This window comes from Streptomyces pyxinae, assembly GCF_024756275.1.
Classification (GTDB): Bacteria; Actinomycetota; Actinomycetes; order Streptomycetales; family Streptomycetaceae; genus Streptomyces; species Streptomyces pyxinae.
In genome coordinates, this window is record NZ_JANUGQ010000011.1 from 91,592 (window position 1) to 109,472 (window position 17,881).

At 72.7% G+C, this 17,881-nt stretch carries 14 protein-coding genes; 5 read left to right on the forward strand and 9 right to left on the reverse strand.

Annotation, left to right across the window (positions count from 1 at the left end; all coding sequences use genetic code 11):
• Positions 1–4 precede the first annotated feature (4 nt).
• From NX801_RS14855 to NX801_RS14865, 3 genes are all read left to right on the forward strand, one after another.
• Positions 5–1,480: an MFS transporter gene (locus tag NX801_RS14855; protein ID WP_258788177.1), complete on the forward strand. Its 1,476-nt coding sequence runs from the start codon at positions 5–7 to the stop codon at positions 1,478–1,480.
• A 222-nt stretch (positions 1,481–1,702) separates the two neighbouring features.
• Complete coding sequence (locus tag NX801_RS14860) at positions 1,703–2,365, forward strand: FMN-binding negative transcriptional regulator (protein ID WP_258788178.1); 663 nt, start codon at positions 1,703–1,705, stop codon at positions 2,363–2,365.
• A 65-nt stretch (positions 2,366–2,430) separates the two neighbouring features.
• Positions 2,431–3,402: a PDR/VanB family oxidoreductase gene (locus NX801_RS14865; RefSeq protein WP_258788179.1), complete on the forward strand. Its 972-nt coding sequence runs from the start codon at positions 2,431–2,433 to the stop codon at positions 3,400–3,402.
• Between the two features lie 94 nt (positions 3,403–3,496).
• Here NX801_RS14865 and NX801_RS14870 read toward each other — a convergent pair whose 3' ends face one another.
• The 6 genes from NX801_RS14870 to NX801_RS14895 all read right to left on the reverse strand — a co-directional run bounded on the left by NX801_RS14870 (position 3,497) and on the right by NX801_RS14895 (position 13,566).
• Positions 3,497–6,511 (reverse strand): alpha-mannosidase, encoded by a 3,015-nt coding sequence (locus tag NX801_RS14870; protein WP_258788180.1) that lies wholly within the window; start codon positions 6,509–6,511, stop codon positions 3,497–3,499.
• Positions 6,501–8,645, reverse strand: coding sequence for an endo-beta-N-acetylglucosaminidase (locus NX801_RS14875; RefSeq protein WP_258788181.1), 2,145 nt, complete (start codon positions 8,643–8,645; stop codon positions 6,501–6,503). The genes NX801_RS14870 and NX801_RS14875 overlap by 11 nt, the downstream gene beginning before the upstream one ends.
• Positions 8,642–10,000, reverse strand: coding sequence for a glycoside hydrolase 5 family protein (locus NX801_RS14880; protein WP_258788182.1), 1,359 nt, complete (start codon positions 9,998–10,000; stop codon positions 8,642–8,644). The genes NX801_RS14875 and NX801_RS14880 overlap by 4 nt, the downstream gene beginning before the upstream one ends.
• Before the next feature lie 354 nt (positions 10,001–10,354).
• Positions 10,355–11,353: a carbohydrate ABC transporter permease gene (locus NX801_RS14885; RefSeq protein ID WP_258788183.1), complete on the reverse strand. Its 999-nt coding sequence runs from the start codon at positions 11,351–11,353 to the stop codon at positions 10,355–10,357.
• Positions 11,350–12,282, reverse strand: coding sequence for a carbohydrate ABC transporter permease (locus tag NX801_RS14890; protein ID WP_258788184.1), 933 nt, complete (start codon positions 12,280–12,282; stop codon positions 11,350–11,352). The genes NX801_RS14885 and NX801_RS14890 overlap by 4 nt, the downstream gene beginning before the upstream one ends.
• Before the next feature lie 18 nt (positions 12,283–12,300).
• Positions 12,301–13,566: an ABC transporter substrate-binding protein gene (locus NX801_RS14895; RefSeq protein ID WP_428986151.1), complete on the reverse strand. Its 1,266-nt coding sequence runs from the start codon at positions 13,564–13,566 to the stop codon at positions 12,301–12,303.
• Positions 13,567–14,042: 476 nt separating this feature from the next.
• Here NX801_RS14895 and NX801_RS14900 point away from each other — a divergent pair, with 476 nt between their 5' ends.
• Positions 14,043–15,113 (forward strand): LacI family DNA-binding transcriptional regulator, encoded by a 1,071-nt coding sequence (locus NX801_RS14900; protein WP_258788185.1) that lies wholly within the window; start codon positions 14,043–14,045, stop codon positions 15,111–15,113.
• Here the strand turns inward: NX801_RS14900 and NX801_RS14905 are convergent.
• Positions 15,100–15,630: an LppU/SCO3897 family protein gene (locus NX801_RS14905; protein ID WP_258788186.1), complete on the reverse strand. Its 531-nt coding sequence runs from the start codon at positions 15,628–15,630 to the stop codon at positions 15,100–15,102. The two genes, NX801_RS14900 and NX801_RS14905, sit on opposite strands and share 14 nt — an antisense overlap.
• Here NX801_RS14905 and NX801_RS14910 point away from each other — a divergent pair.
• The gene (locus NX801_RS14910; protein WP_258788187.1) at positions 15,629–15,811 is read left to right on the forward strand and encodes a hypothetical protein; all 183 of its coding nucleotides are present in this window, start codon (positions 15,629–15,631) and stop codon (positions 15,809–15,811) included. The genes NX801_RS14905 and NX801_RS14910 overlap by 2 nt on opposite strands.
• 237 nt (positions 15,812–16,048) lie before the next feature.
• On the opposite strand, the gene NX801_RS14915 is transcribed toward NX801_RS14910, so the two are convergent.
• Both NX801_RS14915 and NX801_RS14920 read right to left on the reverse strand, forming a co-directional pair.
• Positions 16,049–16,753 (reverse strand): hypothetical protein, encoded by a 705-nt coding sequence (locus NX801_RS14915; RefSeq protein WP_258788188.1) that lies wholly within the window; start codon positions 16,751–16,753, stop codon positions 16,049–16,051.
• Positions 16,754–17,065: 312 nt separating this feature from the next.
• Entirely contained in the window at positions 17,066–17,785 is a 720-nt protein-coding gene (locus tag NX801_RS14920) for a response regulator (RefSeq protein WP_258788189.1), read from the reverse strand.
• Positions 17,786–17,881 lie beyond the last annotated feature (96 nt).

Genomic DNA, 17,881 nt, shown 5'->3' on the forward strand with positions numbered 1-17,881 from the left:
CACCATGCACCGCAAGCAGCTTGATCCGGGCGCGACGCCCGCACCCGTCGGGGCGGAGACCACCGGACCGGACGGTCCGGAGTCCCGTTCCGCCATCCATCGATGGAGGCTGCTCGCGGTGCTGCTCGCAGCGCAGTTCATCGCCAACGTCGACACGGCGATCGCGAACATCGCCACGCCCGCGTTCCGGAGCGACCTGCACGCCTCCGGCGGTCAGGCCGGTCTGGTGGTCTCCAGCTATGTGGTGGCCTACGCGGTCCTCCTCGTGACCGGGGCACGGCTGGGAGCGAGTCACGGCTACCGGCGGATCTTCATGGCCGGGACGGCTCTCTTCACGGCCGCGTCGCTGGCGTGCGCGCTGGCCCCCGAGCCCGTGTTCCTGATCGTCGCCCGCTCCGCGCAGGGGGCCGGAGCCGCGTTGATGGTGCCTCAGGTACTGAGCGGCATCCAGCGGTACTTCACCGGTCAGGAGCGGGTCCGGGCACTGGGGTACTACGCGATCGCCCTGTCCACCGGCGCGGTGGCCGGCCAGACCCTGGGAGGGCTGCTGATCGCTGCTGACCTCTTCGGCACGAGCTGGCGGCCGATCTTCCTCATCAATGTGCCGGTCGGACTGGTGCTCATGTGGGCGGCCCTGAGGACCATGCCCAGGGACGAGGCGTCCGAGGAGGACGAGGACATCGATGTCCGCGGGATGGTGCTGCTGGCTTCCACCGTCCTGCTGATCATCGTGCCGCTGCTGCTCGGCACGGACCTGGGGTGGCCCGTCTGGGCATGGTTGTCCTTGGCGGCGAGCGTTCCGGTGGCGGCGTTCTTCCGGCGGAGCCAGCGCCTCCGTGCCGCACGCGGCGGAAGGCCCCTCGTCGCGGAGCAGGTGGTGCGTCATCCGGCGATCCGCTGGTCTCTCGTCGCCCATGGCATCACCACCATGACCTACTTCGCCCTCCTGTTCGTGCTGGCGATCTATCTTCAGGAGGGCATGGGGCGGGGGCCCGCCTACGCGGGGCTGGCGATGGTGACCTGGGTGGGGGCCTTCGGCCTCGCCGGCCCTCTGCTCGCCCGGATTCCGGAGAACCGGCGCGCGTACATGCCGGCGCTCGGCTGCGTGATCCTGGCCGCCGGCTACGCGTCCGTATGGATCTACCTGGTGGCCGGAGAGCGCACCGGGCTCACGCTCTTCCTGCTGTTGGGGATCGGAGGACTGGGGCTGGGCATCAGCTCGAACGCGCTGATCGGCCAGATGACCTCGGTACTGCCGGACCGCTACGCCGCCGACCTGTCCGGGGTCATCAGCACCAACGCTCAACTGTGCGGAGCGCTCGGGGTCGCCGCGCTGGGCGGAGGCTATCTCTTCCTGGGCGGGTCCCGGTCGGGAGAGTCTGCGGCTGACGCCCTGCAGCCCTTTCTGATCGCCCTCGTCGCGGCCTCCCTCTTCTCCGCGCTCGCGGCACGACGAGGCCGGAGTCCCGCCGCGGCCTGATCGCCGCGCCCCGTCACCTCTCCACCGAGTGCCCTGATGGGCATCCCGCTCCGACTGCCCGCCCACCACACCGCCCCGGCCCCGGGCCGGGGCACCGACAAGCCCCGCGACCTGGCGAAGTCCGTCACGGTCGAGTAGCCGTCGGCGCCACGAGCCGGCCGCGCGGCCCCACCACCATCACTGCTGCCGCCCATGATCCCGGAGCGACATTGGGGGAAAGTCATGTACACGCCCGAGTACTTCGTCCCTGAAGCGGAAACCGTTCATGAACTGCTGGCCGGTCATGGTGCGGCCGACCTGGTCACCGTGACGCCACACGGGATGCTGGCGACTCTTCTTCCGTTCGTGTACGAGCGGGAAACCGGCGAGCAAGGCGCGCTTCTCGGCCATCTGGCCCGTGCCAACGGCCAGTGGCGCGCGGAGACGGCGCACGAGGCGCTGGTCATCGTGCGCGGCCCCGATGCCTACATCAGCCCGACCTGGTATCCCTCCACCGCCCGGCACCACCGCGAAGTTCCGACCTGGAACTACATCACCGCGCACGTCTACGGGAACCTGATCGTTCATGACGATCCGGATTGGGTCCGCCGCCAGATCCGCGGGCTCGTCGACCGGCATGAGGCGGGTCAGGACACCCCGTGGTCGGTGGACGACGCCCCGGCGGATTTCGTCGATCGGCTCCTGCGCGGCACCATCGGCGTGGAACTGGCCATCACGCGCATCGAGGCCACGTTCAAACTCAACCAGAACCATTCCGGGGAAAACATCGACGGAGTCGTCGCCGGGCTGATGTCCCGCCGGCACGGCCAGGACGTGGCCGTCGCGGAAGCCGTCGCCGCGCACAGCCCGCACGGCCCGCAAGGCTCCGGACCCGCCGTCAGCTGACGGGATCCCCTGTCGGTCCTGTGGCATCGCCGTCATGCGTATCGCCCACGAGGGAAGGATCTGTGATGTCCGGAGAAGTTTCCGCGGACCTGCTGCCGCTCGCGGTGTCGCGCCGCACCGATGAGGCCGAGGGGGTCACATCCCTCGAACTGCGGCGGACGGACGGGCTGCCTCTTCCCCCCTGGAGCCCGGGCGCGCACATCGAGTTGCACCTGCCGTCGGGGCTGGTACGTCACTACTCCTTGTGCCCGCCGACCGGGGGCGTACGGGACTCGCCGGTCTGGCGCATCGCGGTTCTGCTCAGCCGGAACGGGGCCGGCGGCTCGCGCCATGTGCACGACCGTCTGGTGGAAGGGGCGTGGGTGACGGCCCGGGGGCCGTTCCAGCGCTTCCCGCTGGAGCCGTCCGACCGCTATCTGTTCATCGCCGGAGGAATTGGTATCACCCCGATCCTCTCGATGCTCGGCGAGGCCGACCGGCGGGGAGCTCGCTGGGAGCTGGTCTACGGCGGCCGGTCGCTGTCGTCCATGGCCTTCCGTGAGGAACTCGCCGCCCGGTATCCCGGTCGGGTCAGGGTCGTGCCAGAGGACGAGTGCGGGCGCCCGGATCTGGATTCCCTGCTCGGCCGTCCCCTCCCCGCCACGCTCGTCTACTGCTGCGGGCCCGAGTCTCTTCTTGAGGCGGTCGAGGAGAGGTGCGCGAGCTGGCCCGATGACGTGCTGCGCTTCGAACGGTTCGCTCCGAGCGCGGCAACGCAGCCCGCGAACGGCGAGCAGTTCACCGTGGAGCTGAAGGGGAGGGGGACGACGATCACCGTACCCTCCGGAAAATCGATTCTTGAGGCCGTCGAAGAGGCCGGAGTCGAGGTGTCGTACTCCTGCCGGGAGGGAGTCTGCGGCTCCTGCGAGACAAGCGTGATCGAGGGCAGGGTGGAGCATCGCGACTCCGTCCTCACCCCCGAGGAGCAAGCCGCTGACGACACCATCATGATCTGCGTGTCACGAGCGGCCTCGCGTCGGCTGGTCCTGGACATCTAGGTGTGCGCGGGGCCGGAACCTCGCGCACGCCCTGCCGGACGGTGCGGGCGGGCCGGGGGCCGGCCGGGGTGGACGGCCGGCCCCGGGGAAGGGGTCAGGGGCGGCGGAAGCGGAGGGTGATCAGCTCGAAGGGGCGGAGGGCCAGGGTGACGGCGGGGCCGTCGGTCCGGAGGGGGGTGGTGGGGGTGACGGGGCGTTCCAGGAGGTCGGTCGGGGTCACCCCGGCCACCTCGAAACCGGCCGTCAGGATGGCGGTGGCGCGCCCGCCGTGGGCCTCGTGGCAGCGGACCACCACATCGCCGCTGCCGTCGTCGGCCAGCTTCACGGCGGTGACCACCACCGCCTCGTGGTCCACCGTCACCAGCGGAGCCACCTCCGCGCCGCCGGTGACCGTGCGCTCGGGCAGATTGAGCCGGTAGCCCTCGCGTACCGCGTCGCCCACCGTGGCGCCGGGCACCAGGGCGTGCCGGAAGCGGTGGACGCCCTGGTCGGTGTGCGGGTCCGGGAAGCGCGGGGCGCGCAGCAGGGAGGCCCGGACCGTGGTGGTCGTCCCGCCGTCGGAGGCCCGCACGGTACGGGTGACATCGTGGCCGTAGGTCGAGTCATTGACCAGGGCGACCCCGAAGCCGGGTTCCTCCAGCTGGATGAAGCGGTGGTTGCACGCCTCGAACTTGGCCGCCTCCCAGCTGGTGTTGGTGTGGGTGGGCCGGTGAAAGTGGCCGAACTGGGTCTCGGAGGCGTACCGCTCGGCGTGCACATCCAGCGGGAAGGCCAGCTTCAGGAACTTCTCGGTCTCGTGCCAGTCCACCTCGGTCTCGATGTCCAGCCGCCCGGCGCCGGGGGCGAGGGTGAGCAGCTGGGTGACCCGGGAGGAGCCGAAGGCGCGGGTGACCCGCACTCCGCCGGCCGGGTCGCGGACCACGGACTCGGCGCCGGTGAGATCGGTGACCGCGTTGCGGTAGAACTCGTCCACGTCCCAGGCGTCCCACATATTGGGGAAGTCCGGGTGCAGTTGGAGGAGGTTGGCCGCCGTGCCGGGCGCCACCGCCTCGCGCCCGGCGGTGAGGTCGTACGCCGAGACCACCAGGCCGTCGCCGTCGATCTCCACCCGGAGCAGGCCGTTGTCGAGGGTGAAGCCGCCGCCGGGGCGGTCGGTCACGGTGCCGGTGCCGTCACCGGCGGCGACGGCCGCACCACCGGCGGGGACGCCGGAGCGGTGGTGGGGGGCGGCGTTGAAGACCAGGGCGCGGTCGCCCTCCCCGGCCAGCGCGCGCTGGGCCGCGCCGATGATCCCGGTCAGCTCCTCCGCCACCCGGGCGTAGGTCTTCTCGGCCTCGCGGTGCACCCAGGCGATGGACGAGCCGGGCAGGATGTCGTGGAACTGGTAGAGCAGCACCGTCTTCCAGATCCGGTCCAGCTCCTCGTACGGATAGCGGGAACCGGTCCGTACGGCGGCGGTGGCGGCCCACAACTCGGCCTCGCGCAGCAAGTGTTCGCTGCGCCGGTTGCCCTGCTTGGTGCGGGCCTGGCTGGTCAGCGTCCCCCGGTGCAGCTCCAGATACAGTTCACCCACCCAGACCGGCGGTTCCGGGTGCTCCGCCTCGGCCCGCTCGAAGAACGCGGTGGGCGTCTCCCAGCGGACGGCGGCCGAGCCCTCCAGGTCCCGCAGCCGGGCCGCCTTGGCGACCATCTCCCGGGTGGTGCCGCCCCCGCCGTCGCCCCAGCCGGTGGGCGCCAGCGAGTGGCGGGCGACGCCCTTGTCCTTGAAGTTCCGTACCGCGTGGGCGATCTCGCTGCCCTTCATCGAGCAGTTGTAGGTGTCCACCGGCGGGAAGTGGGTGAAGATCCGGGTGCCGTCGATGCCCTCCCAGCGGAAGGTGTGGTGCGGAAAGCGGTTCGTCCGGGACCAGGAGATCTTCTGGGTCAGCAGCCACTTGGAGCCGGCCGCCCTGATGATCTGGGGGAGACCCGCCGCGAAACCGAAGGTGTCCGGCAGCCACACCTCCTCGTTCTCGACGCCGAACTCCTCCAGGAAGAACCGCTTTCCGTGCACGAACTGCCGGGCCATCGCCTCGGAGCCGGGCATATTGGTGTCGGACTCCACCCACATGCCGCCCGCCGGGACGAACCGTCCCCCGGCGACGGCGGCCACCACCTTCTCCCACACCTCCGGGCGGTGCTCCTTCACCCACGCCCACTGCTGGGCCTGGGACATGGCGAAGACGAACTCCGGCTCGTCGGCCAGCAGCGCCGTCATATTGGAGGTGGTACGGGCCACCTTCCGCACCGTCTCGCGCAGCGGCCACAGCCACGCCGAGTCGATATGGGCATGGCCCACCGCGCTGATCCGGTGGGCGGAGGGGCCGGCCGGGGCGGCGAGCACCCCGGCCAGGCAGTCGCGGGCCGCGGCGGCCGTCCCGGGCACGTCCTGGAGGTCCACCGCGTCCAGCGCCCGGCCCACCGCGCGCAGGATCTCCCAGCGCCGGGGCGTGTCGGCGGGCAGCTCGGCCATCAGCTCGCCCAGCACCTCCAGATCCATCACCAGCTGCCACACCGTCTCGTCGAAGACGGCCAGCTCCATCCGGGTCAGGGTGTACTGCGGCTCACTGCCCGCCGTCTCCCTGTCCCCGAGGGGAGTCGGCAGAAAGGGGTGGTAGTCCAGGACGACCGGGTTGGAGGCCGCCTCGATCCGCAGCTCCACCCGCTCCCCGCCCTCGGCGGGCGCGGCGATCCGCACCCACTGGTTGCGCGGGTTGAGGCCTTTCACCGGGGTGCCGTCCGGCCGGTAGACGAGGCCCTCGCACTGGAAGCCCGGCATGTTCTCGTCGAAGCCCAGGTCGAGCACGGCCTCCACGGTGCGGCCCGCCCACTCCGCCGGCACGGTCCCGGTGACCCGGAACCAACTGGTGCCCCAGGGCGCGCCCCACCGGCTGCCGACCGCGATCGGCTCGGTGGGCGCGGCCAGGCCCTCGGCGACCGGGACCGGCTCACCGGGGGCGTGCCAGACCGACACCTCCAGCGGGACGGAGAGCGGGTACACGGCCGGGCGGACGCGCTCGTCCAGGACCCGCTTGAGACGGGCTTCGACCAGGGTGCGGTCATCGTGCATGGGTGCGGCCTTCGGTGTGAGGGTGAGCGTCAGTGCGGGGGTGCGTGTCGGTGTCGGGGTGGGTCCCGGCGGTCCGGGGGTGGGTGGTGGTCGCGGGGGCCGAGGCGGTGAAGTACGGGCCGACCGCCCGCACTTCGAACCGTACGCCGCTCTCGCCCGGCAGCGGGGTGAGGCCGGCCGGCGCGTACGCCCGCTGCCGGGTGGCGCCCAGGAAGCGCCGGCCGCCGTCCGGGAGCAGCCGGTGCACGGTGTACTGGCGGGCGCCCGGCACGGCGTCCCAGCCGAGCCGTACGACCCCGCCGCCGGCGCCGGTCACCCGGAGCCCGGTGGGCGCGGCCGGCGGCCGGACCGGTGAGCCGTCCCGCACCATCAGGGCGCCCAGCCGCCAGGCGGCCCCGCCCCGGGCGGTGAGCCGGACACCGAGGGCCCGGACCGTCCCGGCCGCGCCGAGCCGCACCGTGCTGGTGGTCCAGCCGGCCCGGCCGCCTCCCTGCAGGGTGGCGACGGGCAGACAGGTGTACGGGACCGGGTCGCCGGGCCGGGCGGGTTCCCGGGTGGCGACGGCCAGTTCGACGGTGACCGCCCCGGTGTCCGCCCGGTGCGTCAGCTCCACCACCGCCCCGGCGGGCAGCGGCAGCCGGGTGGTGAAGAGGTCCAGGGTGGCCGGGGCGTCGAAGGCGCCCCGGACCAGCAGACTGCTGCCGCCCCGCCAGGCGTCCGTGAAGTCGAAGCCCACCTCGGGCCGGCGGCCGGAGGTGCGTACCGTCCAGCGGCGGCCGGGCAGTTGGTCCTGGAGGCCCAGGTGGTTCCAGGCACTGTCGGAGGTGACGGCGCCGTCCTCGTACCAGCGCAGCCCGTGCCCGGTGTTGAAGGTGGTCGCGAAGGGCAGTCCGGTCACCGCCGAGCGGTCGGCCACGGCGGTGGCGGGCGCCCGCCAGGGGTCGGCCGGGTCCGGCCGGGCCGGGTCGGCCGAACGTCCGGTCCAGAAGCGGTCGTCGGCGGTGTGGAACTCGGCGGGACCCGCGCCGGACGGCAGCTGGTGGAAGGTCCACTCGGGGCGGTAGAAGGCGTACGAGGTGGTGGCCGGCTTTCCGTCGGGCAGGATCGCGCCCCAGTCCACCCGGGTGTTCCAGCCGCCCGACTCCACGTCCACCCCGGCCGAGAGCTGGTACCGGTCCCGGCCCAGCCGCCCGGCCAGATCGGCCGAGGAGGCGAGGGTGCCCGGCGTCCAGCGGAAGTCCAGGAACATCGAGTCGGCCTGCTCGAAGAACGCCTGGTTGCGGGAGTTGAGCGCGCCCTGCCAGGAGACCGAGCCCTGCACCGTCAGGGCGTCGTACCAGGTGACCCGGAGCCCGGCGGCGGCCGACCGGCGCTTCAGCTCGGTGACGAAGGCCACCATGGCGGTGCCGAGCGCTGCGTCCCCGCCGCTGGTCTCGGCGTTGATGAACCAGCCGTCGAAACCCAGCACGGTGGCCGCCTCCACCAGCTTGGCGGCGAGCGGGAATCCGCCGGCCGCGTCCCGCTGCACCAGGTCCCGGGTCCACTGGAGCCTGCCGCCGTAGGCGACCGGCGGCAGGAAGACGGTGCCGAGCACCGGCACCCCGTTCTGGTGCGCGGCGTCCACCACCGGCGCGGTCGGCGCCAGGATCAGTCCCTCGCCCGACGAACCGCCCCAGAAGACCAGTTCGTCCAGGAGCGACCAGTGGACGGGGGAGTAGGAGGCGGCGGTGGGACCGCCCTGCGCCGGGTGCGAGGAGGTCGGACCGAAGGAGACCAGGCTCTGGATCCGGGCCTGGCCCGCCCGCGCCGAGGGATGGGCGGCGACCGGGGTGAACCGGGGTGCCAGCGGGGTGGCGGACCGGTTGAACTCCAGGTCGGGTTCGTCGGCGGGGCGCCAGCTCTTCAGGCTCCGCCAGGTGATGCCCGTGCCCGGCGTGCCCTCCGGCAGTGAGTCCGGGTACCAGTAGAGGGCGTACGGCGGGGTGTCGGGTGCGGCGGCGGCCCCTGCTCCGGCCCGGGCCGCCTGCGCGGTGGCGGCCGTCGCGGCCGGGCCGGGGAGGCCCAGCAGGGCGGTGGCGGCCCCGGCCCCGAGGACCAGGGTGCGCCGGCTCGGGTGGTGCGGAGACTGGTTCATGAGGACTCCGTACTCTGCGTGAAGGGAACGGCGGACGGAACGGCGGTGGGGACGGCCGGGCGAAGGGCCGGGGAGTCGACGGGGCGGGCGGTGGCGGAGCGGCCGAGGACCGCCTCCGGGGTGACGGTCTCGGTGATCCCGCGCGCGGCCAGATGGGCCGGGTCTCCGGCCCGGCTCGCCAGCACGGTGGTGGGCCGGGCGCCGTCGGCGCTGAGCCGGGCGAACGCCTCGAAGACCGGGCCACCGGGCGCGCAGACCGAGCGGCGTGGGGCGGTCTCGTCGTCCCCCGCGTCCACCACCAGCGCGGTGGTACGGGGGGCCGGGGCGGCGGCCGGCCGGGCGCGCCGCTCGCGGACGAACTCCGCCAGCACCGCACCGGCCGGCTTGAGCACCCCCTCGCTGGTGAACAGCCCGAGCCCGTATTCCAGTTCGGGGAAGTCGGCCAGCTCCCGGGAGACGTCGTGCGAGCACCACCAGGTGACGCCCCACAGATCCGGACAGTCCAGGGCGTGGGTGACGGTGGCCCGGGTGAACCCGGCGGCGTGCTCGGGCGGCACCAGCGGCGCCGGCGCTCCCACCTCCTGGAGCCAGACCGGCCGGGCGGGATCGGTGGCCCACGCCTTGGACAGCTCCACCAGATAGGCGGCATGGTGCTCGGTGGCGGCGCCGGTACGGCCGTGCAGCTGCGCCGTACCGTTGAAGACCCAGGAGTGGACGGCGGTCACCGCGCCCAGCCGGGCCGCCTGGGCGGGGGTGAACGGCTGGTCGTCCTGGTACCAGACGGCGTCGTACTCGGCGTGCAGATGGAGCCGGTCCGGCGCGCCCTCGGCACAGGCGGCGAGCATCCGCTCCAGCCAGCGGCCGGTCTCCTCCGGGGTCGCCGGGTCGGGGTCGGGGTGCGGCGGGGCGGCGAACTGGGCGATCTCGTTGCCGACCGTCATGCCGAGGAAGTTCGGCCGGCCGGCCAGCGCGGCGGCGAGGGTACGGAGATAGTGCGCCTCGCCGTCCACCACCTCCGGGTCGGTGAAGAGGTTGCGCCGGTGCCAGGTGCGGGTCCAGGCGGGCAGGAAGTCGAAGCTGGAGAGATGGCCCTGGAGCCCGTCCGTGTTGACGTCAAGACCGCGCTCGGCCGCCGCGTCGACCAGGGCGACGAGCTGTTCCACGGCGCGCGGGCGGACCAGGGCCCGGTTGGGCTGGAAGTAGGGCCAGAGCGGGAAGACCCGGATGTGGTCCATCCCGAGCCCGGCGATGGCGTCGAGATCGGCGCGCACCGAGTCCAGGTCGAAGTCGAGCCAGTGGTGGAACCACCCCTGGCGGGGCGTGTAGTTGACACCGAAGCGGACGGCAGGGGGCATGAGGGTCCCGGTTCTGGTCGGGTGCTGTCGGAGGGCCGGCCGGGGTGGCCGGCGCTGGTGTCGGGGCTTCCGGCCGGGTGGTGGCGTACGGGCCTCCGCCGGACGGTGCGGTACGGGCCTCCGCCTCGGCCGGGTGGTGGCGCGGGGCCCCGGCCGGGCGGCGGCGTACGGGCTTGGGGGCGGGCGGCGGCGTACCGGTCTGCGGTCGGGCTCCCGGCCGGGCGGCCGGCGGGGCCGTACCGGTCTCCCCAGGGGCGTACGGGCCTTCGCCGGACGGCGGCCGTACGGTTCCCCGGGGCACTGGCCGTACGGGCCGCCGCCGAACGGTGGCCGTACGCCTGTGGCGGGTGGCGGTCAGCCCTTGACCGCGCCCTCGCCGACTCCGCGGAAGAACAGCCGCTGGAGACAGACGAAGAGCAGGATCAGCGGTGCCACCGCGATGATCGCGCCGGCCGCGACCAGCCGGGGGTCGTTGGAGAAGGTGCCGTGCAGGTAGTTGAGCCCCACGGTGAGGGTGAATCTGGACGAGTCGCTGAGCACGATCAGCGGCCAGAGGAAGTCGTCCCAGGCGCCCATGAAGGCGAAGATCGCGACCACCGCCAGTGTCCCCCGCACGGCGGGCAGGGCGATCCTGGTGAACCGCTGCCAGGCGTTGGCCCCGTCCATGAGCGCCGCCTCGTCCACCTCGACCGGGAGATTGAGGAAGGCGTTCCGCATCAGCAGGACGTTCATCGCGCCGACGCAGCCGGGCAGCACCACCCCCAGCAGGGTGTTGTTGAGGTGCAGTTCCCGCATGGTCTGGAACTGGGCGATGATGATGCCCTCCACCGGGACCAGCATCGCCACGATGAACACCAGGGTCAGCAGTCCGCGCCCCCGGTAGCGGAGCCGGGCGAGGGTGTAGCCGGCGAGCGCGGCGCCCACGCAGTTGGTCAGCACACTGGCGACCGCCACCAGCAGTGAGTTGAGCGCGTAGTCCCACACCGGGATGGTGTCCGCGACCCGGGCGTAGTTGTGCAGGGTGGGGTCGGCCGGGAGGAAGGACGGCGGCGAGCTGTAGATGTCCTCGGTGGGACCCTTGAGCGAGGTGGAGAGCTGCCAGAGGAACGGGCCCACGGTCAGCAGCAGCACGCCGAGGAGCAGGACGTACCGTCCGGCCAGCGCCCCGGCCGTGATCCGGCGGCCGTCCCCGTCGGTGAACCGGGGCCCCTTCCGCCGGGCGGCCTCCGGGCCCGGCCGGCGGCCCCCGGTGGCGCCGCCCCGTTCGCCGGCCGGACCGGACGGGCCCGGACGGCGGCGGGCGGTCGCGGGAGCCGGCGGGGGAGCGGAAGCGGGCGTGGGAGCGGTGGTCACGCGTCCTCCTTCCGGCCCGCGCGCAGCACGATCAGCATCAGCGCGAGGGTGATGACGAAGACCACGACGGAGAGCGCGGAGGCGTACCCCACCCGTCCGGTGAGGCCGGTGCCGGTGCGCTGGACCAGCATGACCAGGGTGGTGTCCTCGCCCGCCGGGCCGCCGGTGGGGCCGGCCAGCAGATACACCTCGGAGAACACCTTGAAGGCGGCGACCGAGGAGAGGGCACCCACCAGCACCATGGTGGAGCGCACCGCCGGCACGGTGACGGCGAGGAAGCGGCGCACCGGACCGGCGCCGTCCACGGCGGCGGCCTCGTGCAGTTCGCGCGGCACATTGGCGAGCGCCGACAGGTAAATGATCATGTAGTAACCGAGCCCCTTCCACACCGTGACGAACATGGCGCTCAGCAGCAACAGCCACTGGTCGCTGAGAAAGCCGACCTTGCCGATGCCCACGGTCTCCAGGAGCGAGTTGACCAGCCCCCGGTCGTCCAGCAGCCAGACCCAGATCAGACCGACCACCACGACGGAGGCGACCACCGGGGTGTAGAAGGCACCGCGGAAGAAGGTGATCCCGGGGATCTGCCGCCGCACCAGGAGCGCCAGCAACAGCGGCAGCAGCACCAGCGCGGGCACCACGCCCACCAGGTAGAGCACACTGTTGCGCAGCGCGGTCCAGAACACCGGATCGCGCGCCATCTCCTGGAAGTTGGCCGCGCCCACCCACTGGCCCGCGACCAGGGTGCGGCGGTCGGTGAAGGCGTTGGCGACGGTCGAGCCGAAGGGATACAGCACGAAGGCGGCGGCGACGGCCAGTCCGGGCAGCGCGAACAACCAGGGTGTGAAGGGAAGATGGCGCCGGATCCGCGAGACGCGGCCGGCCGGGGGCCCGGTGGTGGTGGGCGTGGCGGCGGTGGGCGTGGTCATCGTGGCACTCCCGGGGCGCTAGCTCTGGCGGAGCAGCTGGTCGCAGGCTTTCACGGCGGCGTCCAGCGCCTGCTGCGGCGACTGCTTGCCCTGGAGGGCCCGGGCCACCTCGTTGCCCAGCGCGGTCTTCATCTGGTCGCTGAACAGCACCGGCGTGTAATTGACCGCCGTCTTCAGGGACTTGGCCGAGGCGACCCGTACCCTGGCCGTGTCGGAGCCGTCCTGCCGGGTGAAGTAGGGGTCGTCCAGACTGCCCTGGGTGCTGGGGAAGATGGCCGCGCGCTTGGCGAAGGACATCTGGTTGCGCGCGTCGGTGACGAAGTGCGCGAAGGCGATGGCGGTGGCCTTGTTCCGGGTGGCCGAGTTGACCGCCAGGCCCATCACATACATGTTCGCCTTGCCGGTGCTGGTGATCTGGTCGGTGATGCCGATGTTCCGGTACAGCGTGGGCGCCGACTTCTTGAAGTTGCCCAGGTCCAGGGCGCTTCCGGGGTTCATCGCCACCGCCTGGGTGAGGAACTTCTGCCCGGACGACTCCGGGGTGGCGGTGAGCGCCTGGCCGTCCAGCGCCCCGGCCCGGTACAGCTTCACGTACTGGGTCAGCAGCTCCACGCCCTTGGCGTCGTTGAAGGCGAAGCCGTCCCCCTTCTCGTTCATCAGCCGGGCGCCGTACCGGCCGAAGTCCTCGATGGTGGGGACATTGGCGAGCGTGGCGACCTTGCCCCGGGTCCGCTCGGCGATGGTCCGGGCGTACGAGAACAGCTCGTCATAGGTCCGGGGTGGCTTCTCCGGGTCCAGCCCGGCCTTGGTGAACAGCGCCTTGTTGTAGAAGAGCGGGCCGGTGTTGAGGTACCAGGGGAAGGCATAGGTGCCGCCGAGCCCCGGGACCCGGTTGCCGGCCCAGGCGCCGGGCAGATACTCCTTGGCGTACTTCGCGGCGGCCGGCTCCTTGTCCAGGTCGAGCGCCAGACCCGCCTTGGCGAGCGGGGCGGCGAGGTCGGGGGAGACGTTCACCACGTCCGGCAGGGTGCCCGCCGCGGCGTCCGCGCTGATCTTGTCCGCGTACCGCTCGGCCGGCTGGTCCACCCACTTCACCTCGGTGCCCGGGTACCGCTTCTCGAAGTCCGCGATGAGCGCGGTGAAGTAGTCCTGGTAGCCGGCCCGGAGGTTCCAGGTCTGGAAGGTGAGGGAGCCGCCGACCTTCCCCGAGGCGTTACCGCCGCCGTCGCCGGAACCGCCGCAGGCGCTCAGCGGGAGGAGCGCGGCGAGGGCGACGGCCGTCAGGGTCGTCCGCCGACGGGCCCCGGAGCGCCCGGAACCCGGGATGGCCGGCCCGGGGTGCCCGGCGCCGGGGGCCGGGGCGGCGGCCCCGGTGGTACGGGCGGCTCTGGAGGTACGTACGGGGAAACGCACGGCTTCGGGGAAACGCACGGCAGACGGCTCCTTTGCTCGGTCCGGGCGTGAGGAATCGGCCCTCCGTACCGGAACGGCGCGGCGGCGGAAGGATTCGCGGCAGACGATGCCCGCCCCTGCGGGAGAAAGTCAATGGACGGTCACGAGGAATTATCCGGACCGTCGCCTCAGAGGGCGGACGGGGAAGAGAGTATCCGCAGCTCAGCGATGGTTCTGGGGTGATGTGGAGGTGATCTTCCAAGCGCGACTAATGCGCTTTACCTGCGAGCGGCTCAAGCGCATTAGTCGCACGGCCCGGTACGGTACGATGACGCGCACCATTCCGGATCACCGTGTGCGAGGGGACGATGCGAGGGGACGACGCGCCGGCCAGGCGCCCCGCCGCGCGCCGCGCGACCATGAAGGACATCGCCCGGCACGCCGGTGTCTCCGAGAGCGCGGTCTCGTTCGCGCTCAACGACCGCCCCGGGGTCTCCGAGGCGACCCGGGCGCGGGTGCGCCGCGTCGCCGAGCAGATGGGCTGGCGGCCCAGCGCGGCGGCCCGCACCCTCTCCGGCGAGGGCTCCTCGACGGTGGGTCTGGTGGTCGCCCGGCCGGCCGACACCCTGGACGTCGACTCGTTCTTCCTGCACCTGGTCTCCGGCATCCAGGAGGGGCTGGCCGACCGTCATCTGGCGCTGCTCTTCCAGATGGTGGAGGACGTGGAGGCCGAGTGCGAGGTGTACCGGCGCTGGTGGGCCGAACACCGGGTGGACGGCGTTCTGGTGGTGGACCCCCGCGTCGACGATCCGCGCCCGCCGCTGCTGGACTCGCTGGGACTGCCGGCCGCCGTCATCGGCGGGCTGCCCGGTGAACACCGCGACGGCCTCTCCACGGTGTGGGCCGACGACGCGGACGCGATGGGCGCCCTGGTCGCCCGTCTCCATGAGCTGGGCCACCGCCGGATCGCCCATGTCGCGGGCCTGCCCGGGCTCGCGCACACCGAGCGGCGCATCGCGACCCTGCGGGCCGGCGCCGAGCGGCTCGGGCTCACCGGGGTGCGCTCGCTGACCACCGACTACTCGGACCGGCAGGGCGCCGAGGCCACTCGCCGGGTGCTGAACTCGCCCGACCCGCCGACCGCCCTGGTGTACGACAACGACGTGATGGCCGTCGCCGGAGTGGCCGCCGCCTCGGCGCTGGGCTTCTCGGTGCCCGCCGATCTCTCCGTGATCGCCTGGGAGGACTCGGCGCTCTGCCGGATGGTCCGCCCCTGCCTCTCCGCGCTGGGCCGGGACACCGTGGCCTTCGGCCGCACCGCCGCCCGGGCGCTGCTCGCGCTGCTGGACGGCGAACCGGCCCGTACGGTGCCGGTGCCGGTGCCCCGGCTGGTCGAGCGGGAGTCCACCGGACCGGCGCCGGGGTCTAGCGGGGTGTGACGCAGGAGGCGGGCTTCCCGGGTGCGTCGCCGACGTACTCGGGGTACAGCAGGTAGTCGGTGGGGCCGCAGGACGCCGCGTCCACCACCCGGTACTCCGCCTGCGAAGACCCGCAACTCACCTTCTCCAGCCGCTGTTCGGGCCATTCGCTCTCGTTGTGCACGCAGTCGCCCACCGACAGCTTCACGGGTTTGTCACCGCCGACGATCACGCCCACCACCAGCAGGGCCGGGATCGCCAGCACGATCAGCGCGATCGGGGTGAGGACCAGCAGCGCGGGAGCGCGGAGCAGCACCCGCCTGCCCGGGTCGAGCGGGGGGCGCACGGCGCCGTACGGCTCGGGCAGCCGGCGCAGGGCCGCTCGGGCGCCGAGCACGTTCCCCAGGACCACGAAGGGCGTGATGAAGAAGGAGAAGAGGCCCCACCAGCCGGCCACCAGGGTCCCGGAGGTCATCTGCCGGTAGACGGCGAGCCCGCAGATACGGCAGAGGACACCACGCCGGGTGACCGTGCGCATGAGGACCACCATGCCCTGGTGGGCGCGGACGGTCACGGCGGTCGCCGGCTGCGCCCCGCAGACCTCGCAGCCGGTCGCCGGCGGCCCGTACGACCCCGACTGCCCGGGGAATCCGTACGGTTGGGGCTGTCCCTGCGCCCATCCGTACGGGCCCGGCTGCTGCGGCGCGTACGGCGCGTGAGGAGGGTAGGGCGTGTGCGGAGGCTGGGGCGACGGATAGGCGGGCGGATCCGGGGACTGCTGCGGCTGGTGCGGCTGGTGGTGTGGCGCGTCCGGATACGGAGACGTCATGGTGCTGGCTCCCCCTCGGTGATCGAAATCAGCACCCTAGCCGTGGCCGGTGGCCGAGCCGACGGTGGGTCGCGGTGTGCGGTGATCCGGCGGGATCTCGACGGGGAACGGGAAACGGGGAGCGGGGTCAGAGGACGGGCACGGCGTCGGCCGGGTCGGCGTGCCAGCGGGAGGCGATGGGGTCCTTGACGCCGGCGGCGCCGGGAAGCTTCAGGGAGACGGAGCCGGGGTGGCCGTCGCCGACGCTCACGATGATGTTCTCGTACTGGACGCCGCCGGTCTCCTCGTCGTCCTCGGGGGTGCCGACGAAGGGGTTGACGCCCGCGTGGGCGGTGGTCGAGCCGGAGAGCCTGACCGTGCCGGTCGCGGTGTCCGGGGCGGCCTCGGCGCGGCTGCCGGGGGAGGAGCCGAAGGCGACGGCGGCGGGTGTGCTCTCCAGGGAGCAGATGATGCCGGGCCTGGCCCTGGCGGTGATCAGGTAGTAGCCGCCCGCCTGGGGCTTCTCCTGGACGGTGAAGCTCAGGTCGCCGGTGCCGCAGGCCCGTCGCGCCCGGCCGCCTCCGCCGGGGCCGCTGGTGGCCTCGCTGCTCGTGGGCGTTCGGTCCGTGCCGGTCCCGTACCCCGCGCCGCCCGTGGCGCTGTCACCGCCGCTGTCCTCGGTCGTCTTCTCCACCGTGGACCCGCCGCCACCGGCACTCGTCCGGTGGCCGCCGCCCTTGCCGCCGTGGGTGGAGCGGTGGTGGCCGCCCGAGCAGGCGGTGACGGTGAGAGAGAGCGCGACGGCGAGGGCCAGGGAAAGAGGTCCAGAACGGGACGTGAGACGCGCGTACATGGAGGATTCCCTCTGCTCGGTGGCGGGCCGCCGTGGCCGACGTGATGTGCGCACCAGCCTAGAACCACCCCGGAGGCGAATCATCCCCGGCCGATGAGCACCCTGTTCGCGTTCGGTGACGGGCCGGGAAAAGCCGGGAAGACCGGGGAGAGCCGGGGAAACGCGGGGAGTCGGAAACCGGGGGAAGCCGGGGAAGGCCGTACGAAGGAGTCGTACGTCGTGGCAAGACGGGCGAAAGGAGAGGTGCCCCTGCGGCACCGTGCTCCCCCCTGGTGCTCATCCGGAGGAGGGGAGCACGGCGCCGCCCGCGGGTCAGGCGTACGGGCGGGTGTCCCGGGACTGCTGGTTGCCGGACTGCTCGCCCAGGTGCTGGGTGGCGATGACGGCGGCCTGCACCCGGCGCTCGACGCCCAGCTTCGCCAGCAGCCGGGAGATGTTGTTCTTCACCGTCTTCTCGGCCAGATAGAGCCGCCGGCCGATCTCCCGGTTGGTCAGCCCCTCGCCGATCAGGGCCAGGATGTCCCGCTCCCGCTCGGTGAGGTCGGGCAGCCCCTGCGACTGCTCCTCGGGCCGGCCGCCACCCCGCAGCCGCGCCATCACCCGGGCCGTGGCGCCCGGGTCCAGCATCGACTGGCCCGAGGCCACCGTACGCACGGCGTTGACCAGGTCCGTACCGGTGATCTGCTTCAGCACATACCCGGAGGCTCCGGCCATGATCGCGTCCAGGAGTGCCTCCTCGTCGTCGAAGGAGGTCAGCATCAGACAGGCCAGATCCGGCATCCGGGAACGCAGCTCACGGCAGACGCTCACCCCGTCGCCGTCCGGCAGCCGGACATCCAGCACCGCCACCTGGGGGCGCAGCGCCGGCACCCGGGCCAGGGCCTGTTCCGCCGTGCCCGCCTCACCGACGACCGTCAGGTCCGGCTCCGCGTCCAGCAGGTCGTGCACTCCGCGGCGCACCACCTCGTGGTCGTCCAGGAGGAACACCGTGACCGGCGTCTGCCCGGTGCTGCCGCCGCCGCTGTCCGTCATCTCTCACTCCGCATTCGCTCATCGGCGCCCGCCCCCGGCGGGCCCAGCTTGCATGGTGCCCCACTTCGCGCCGGCCGACCAGGGCCGGATGGCCCT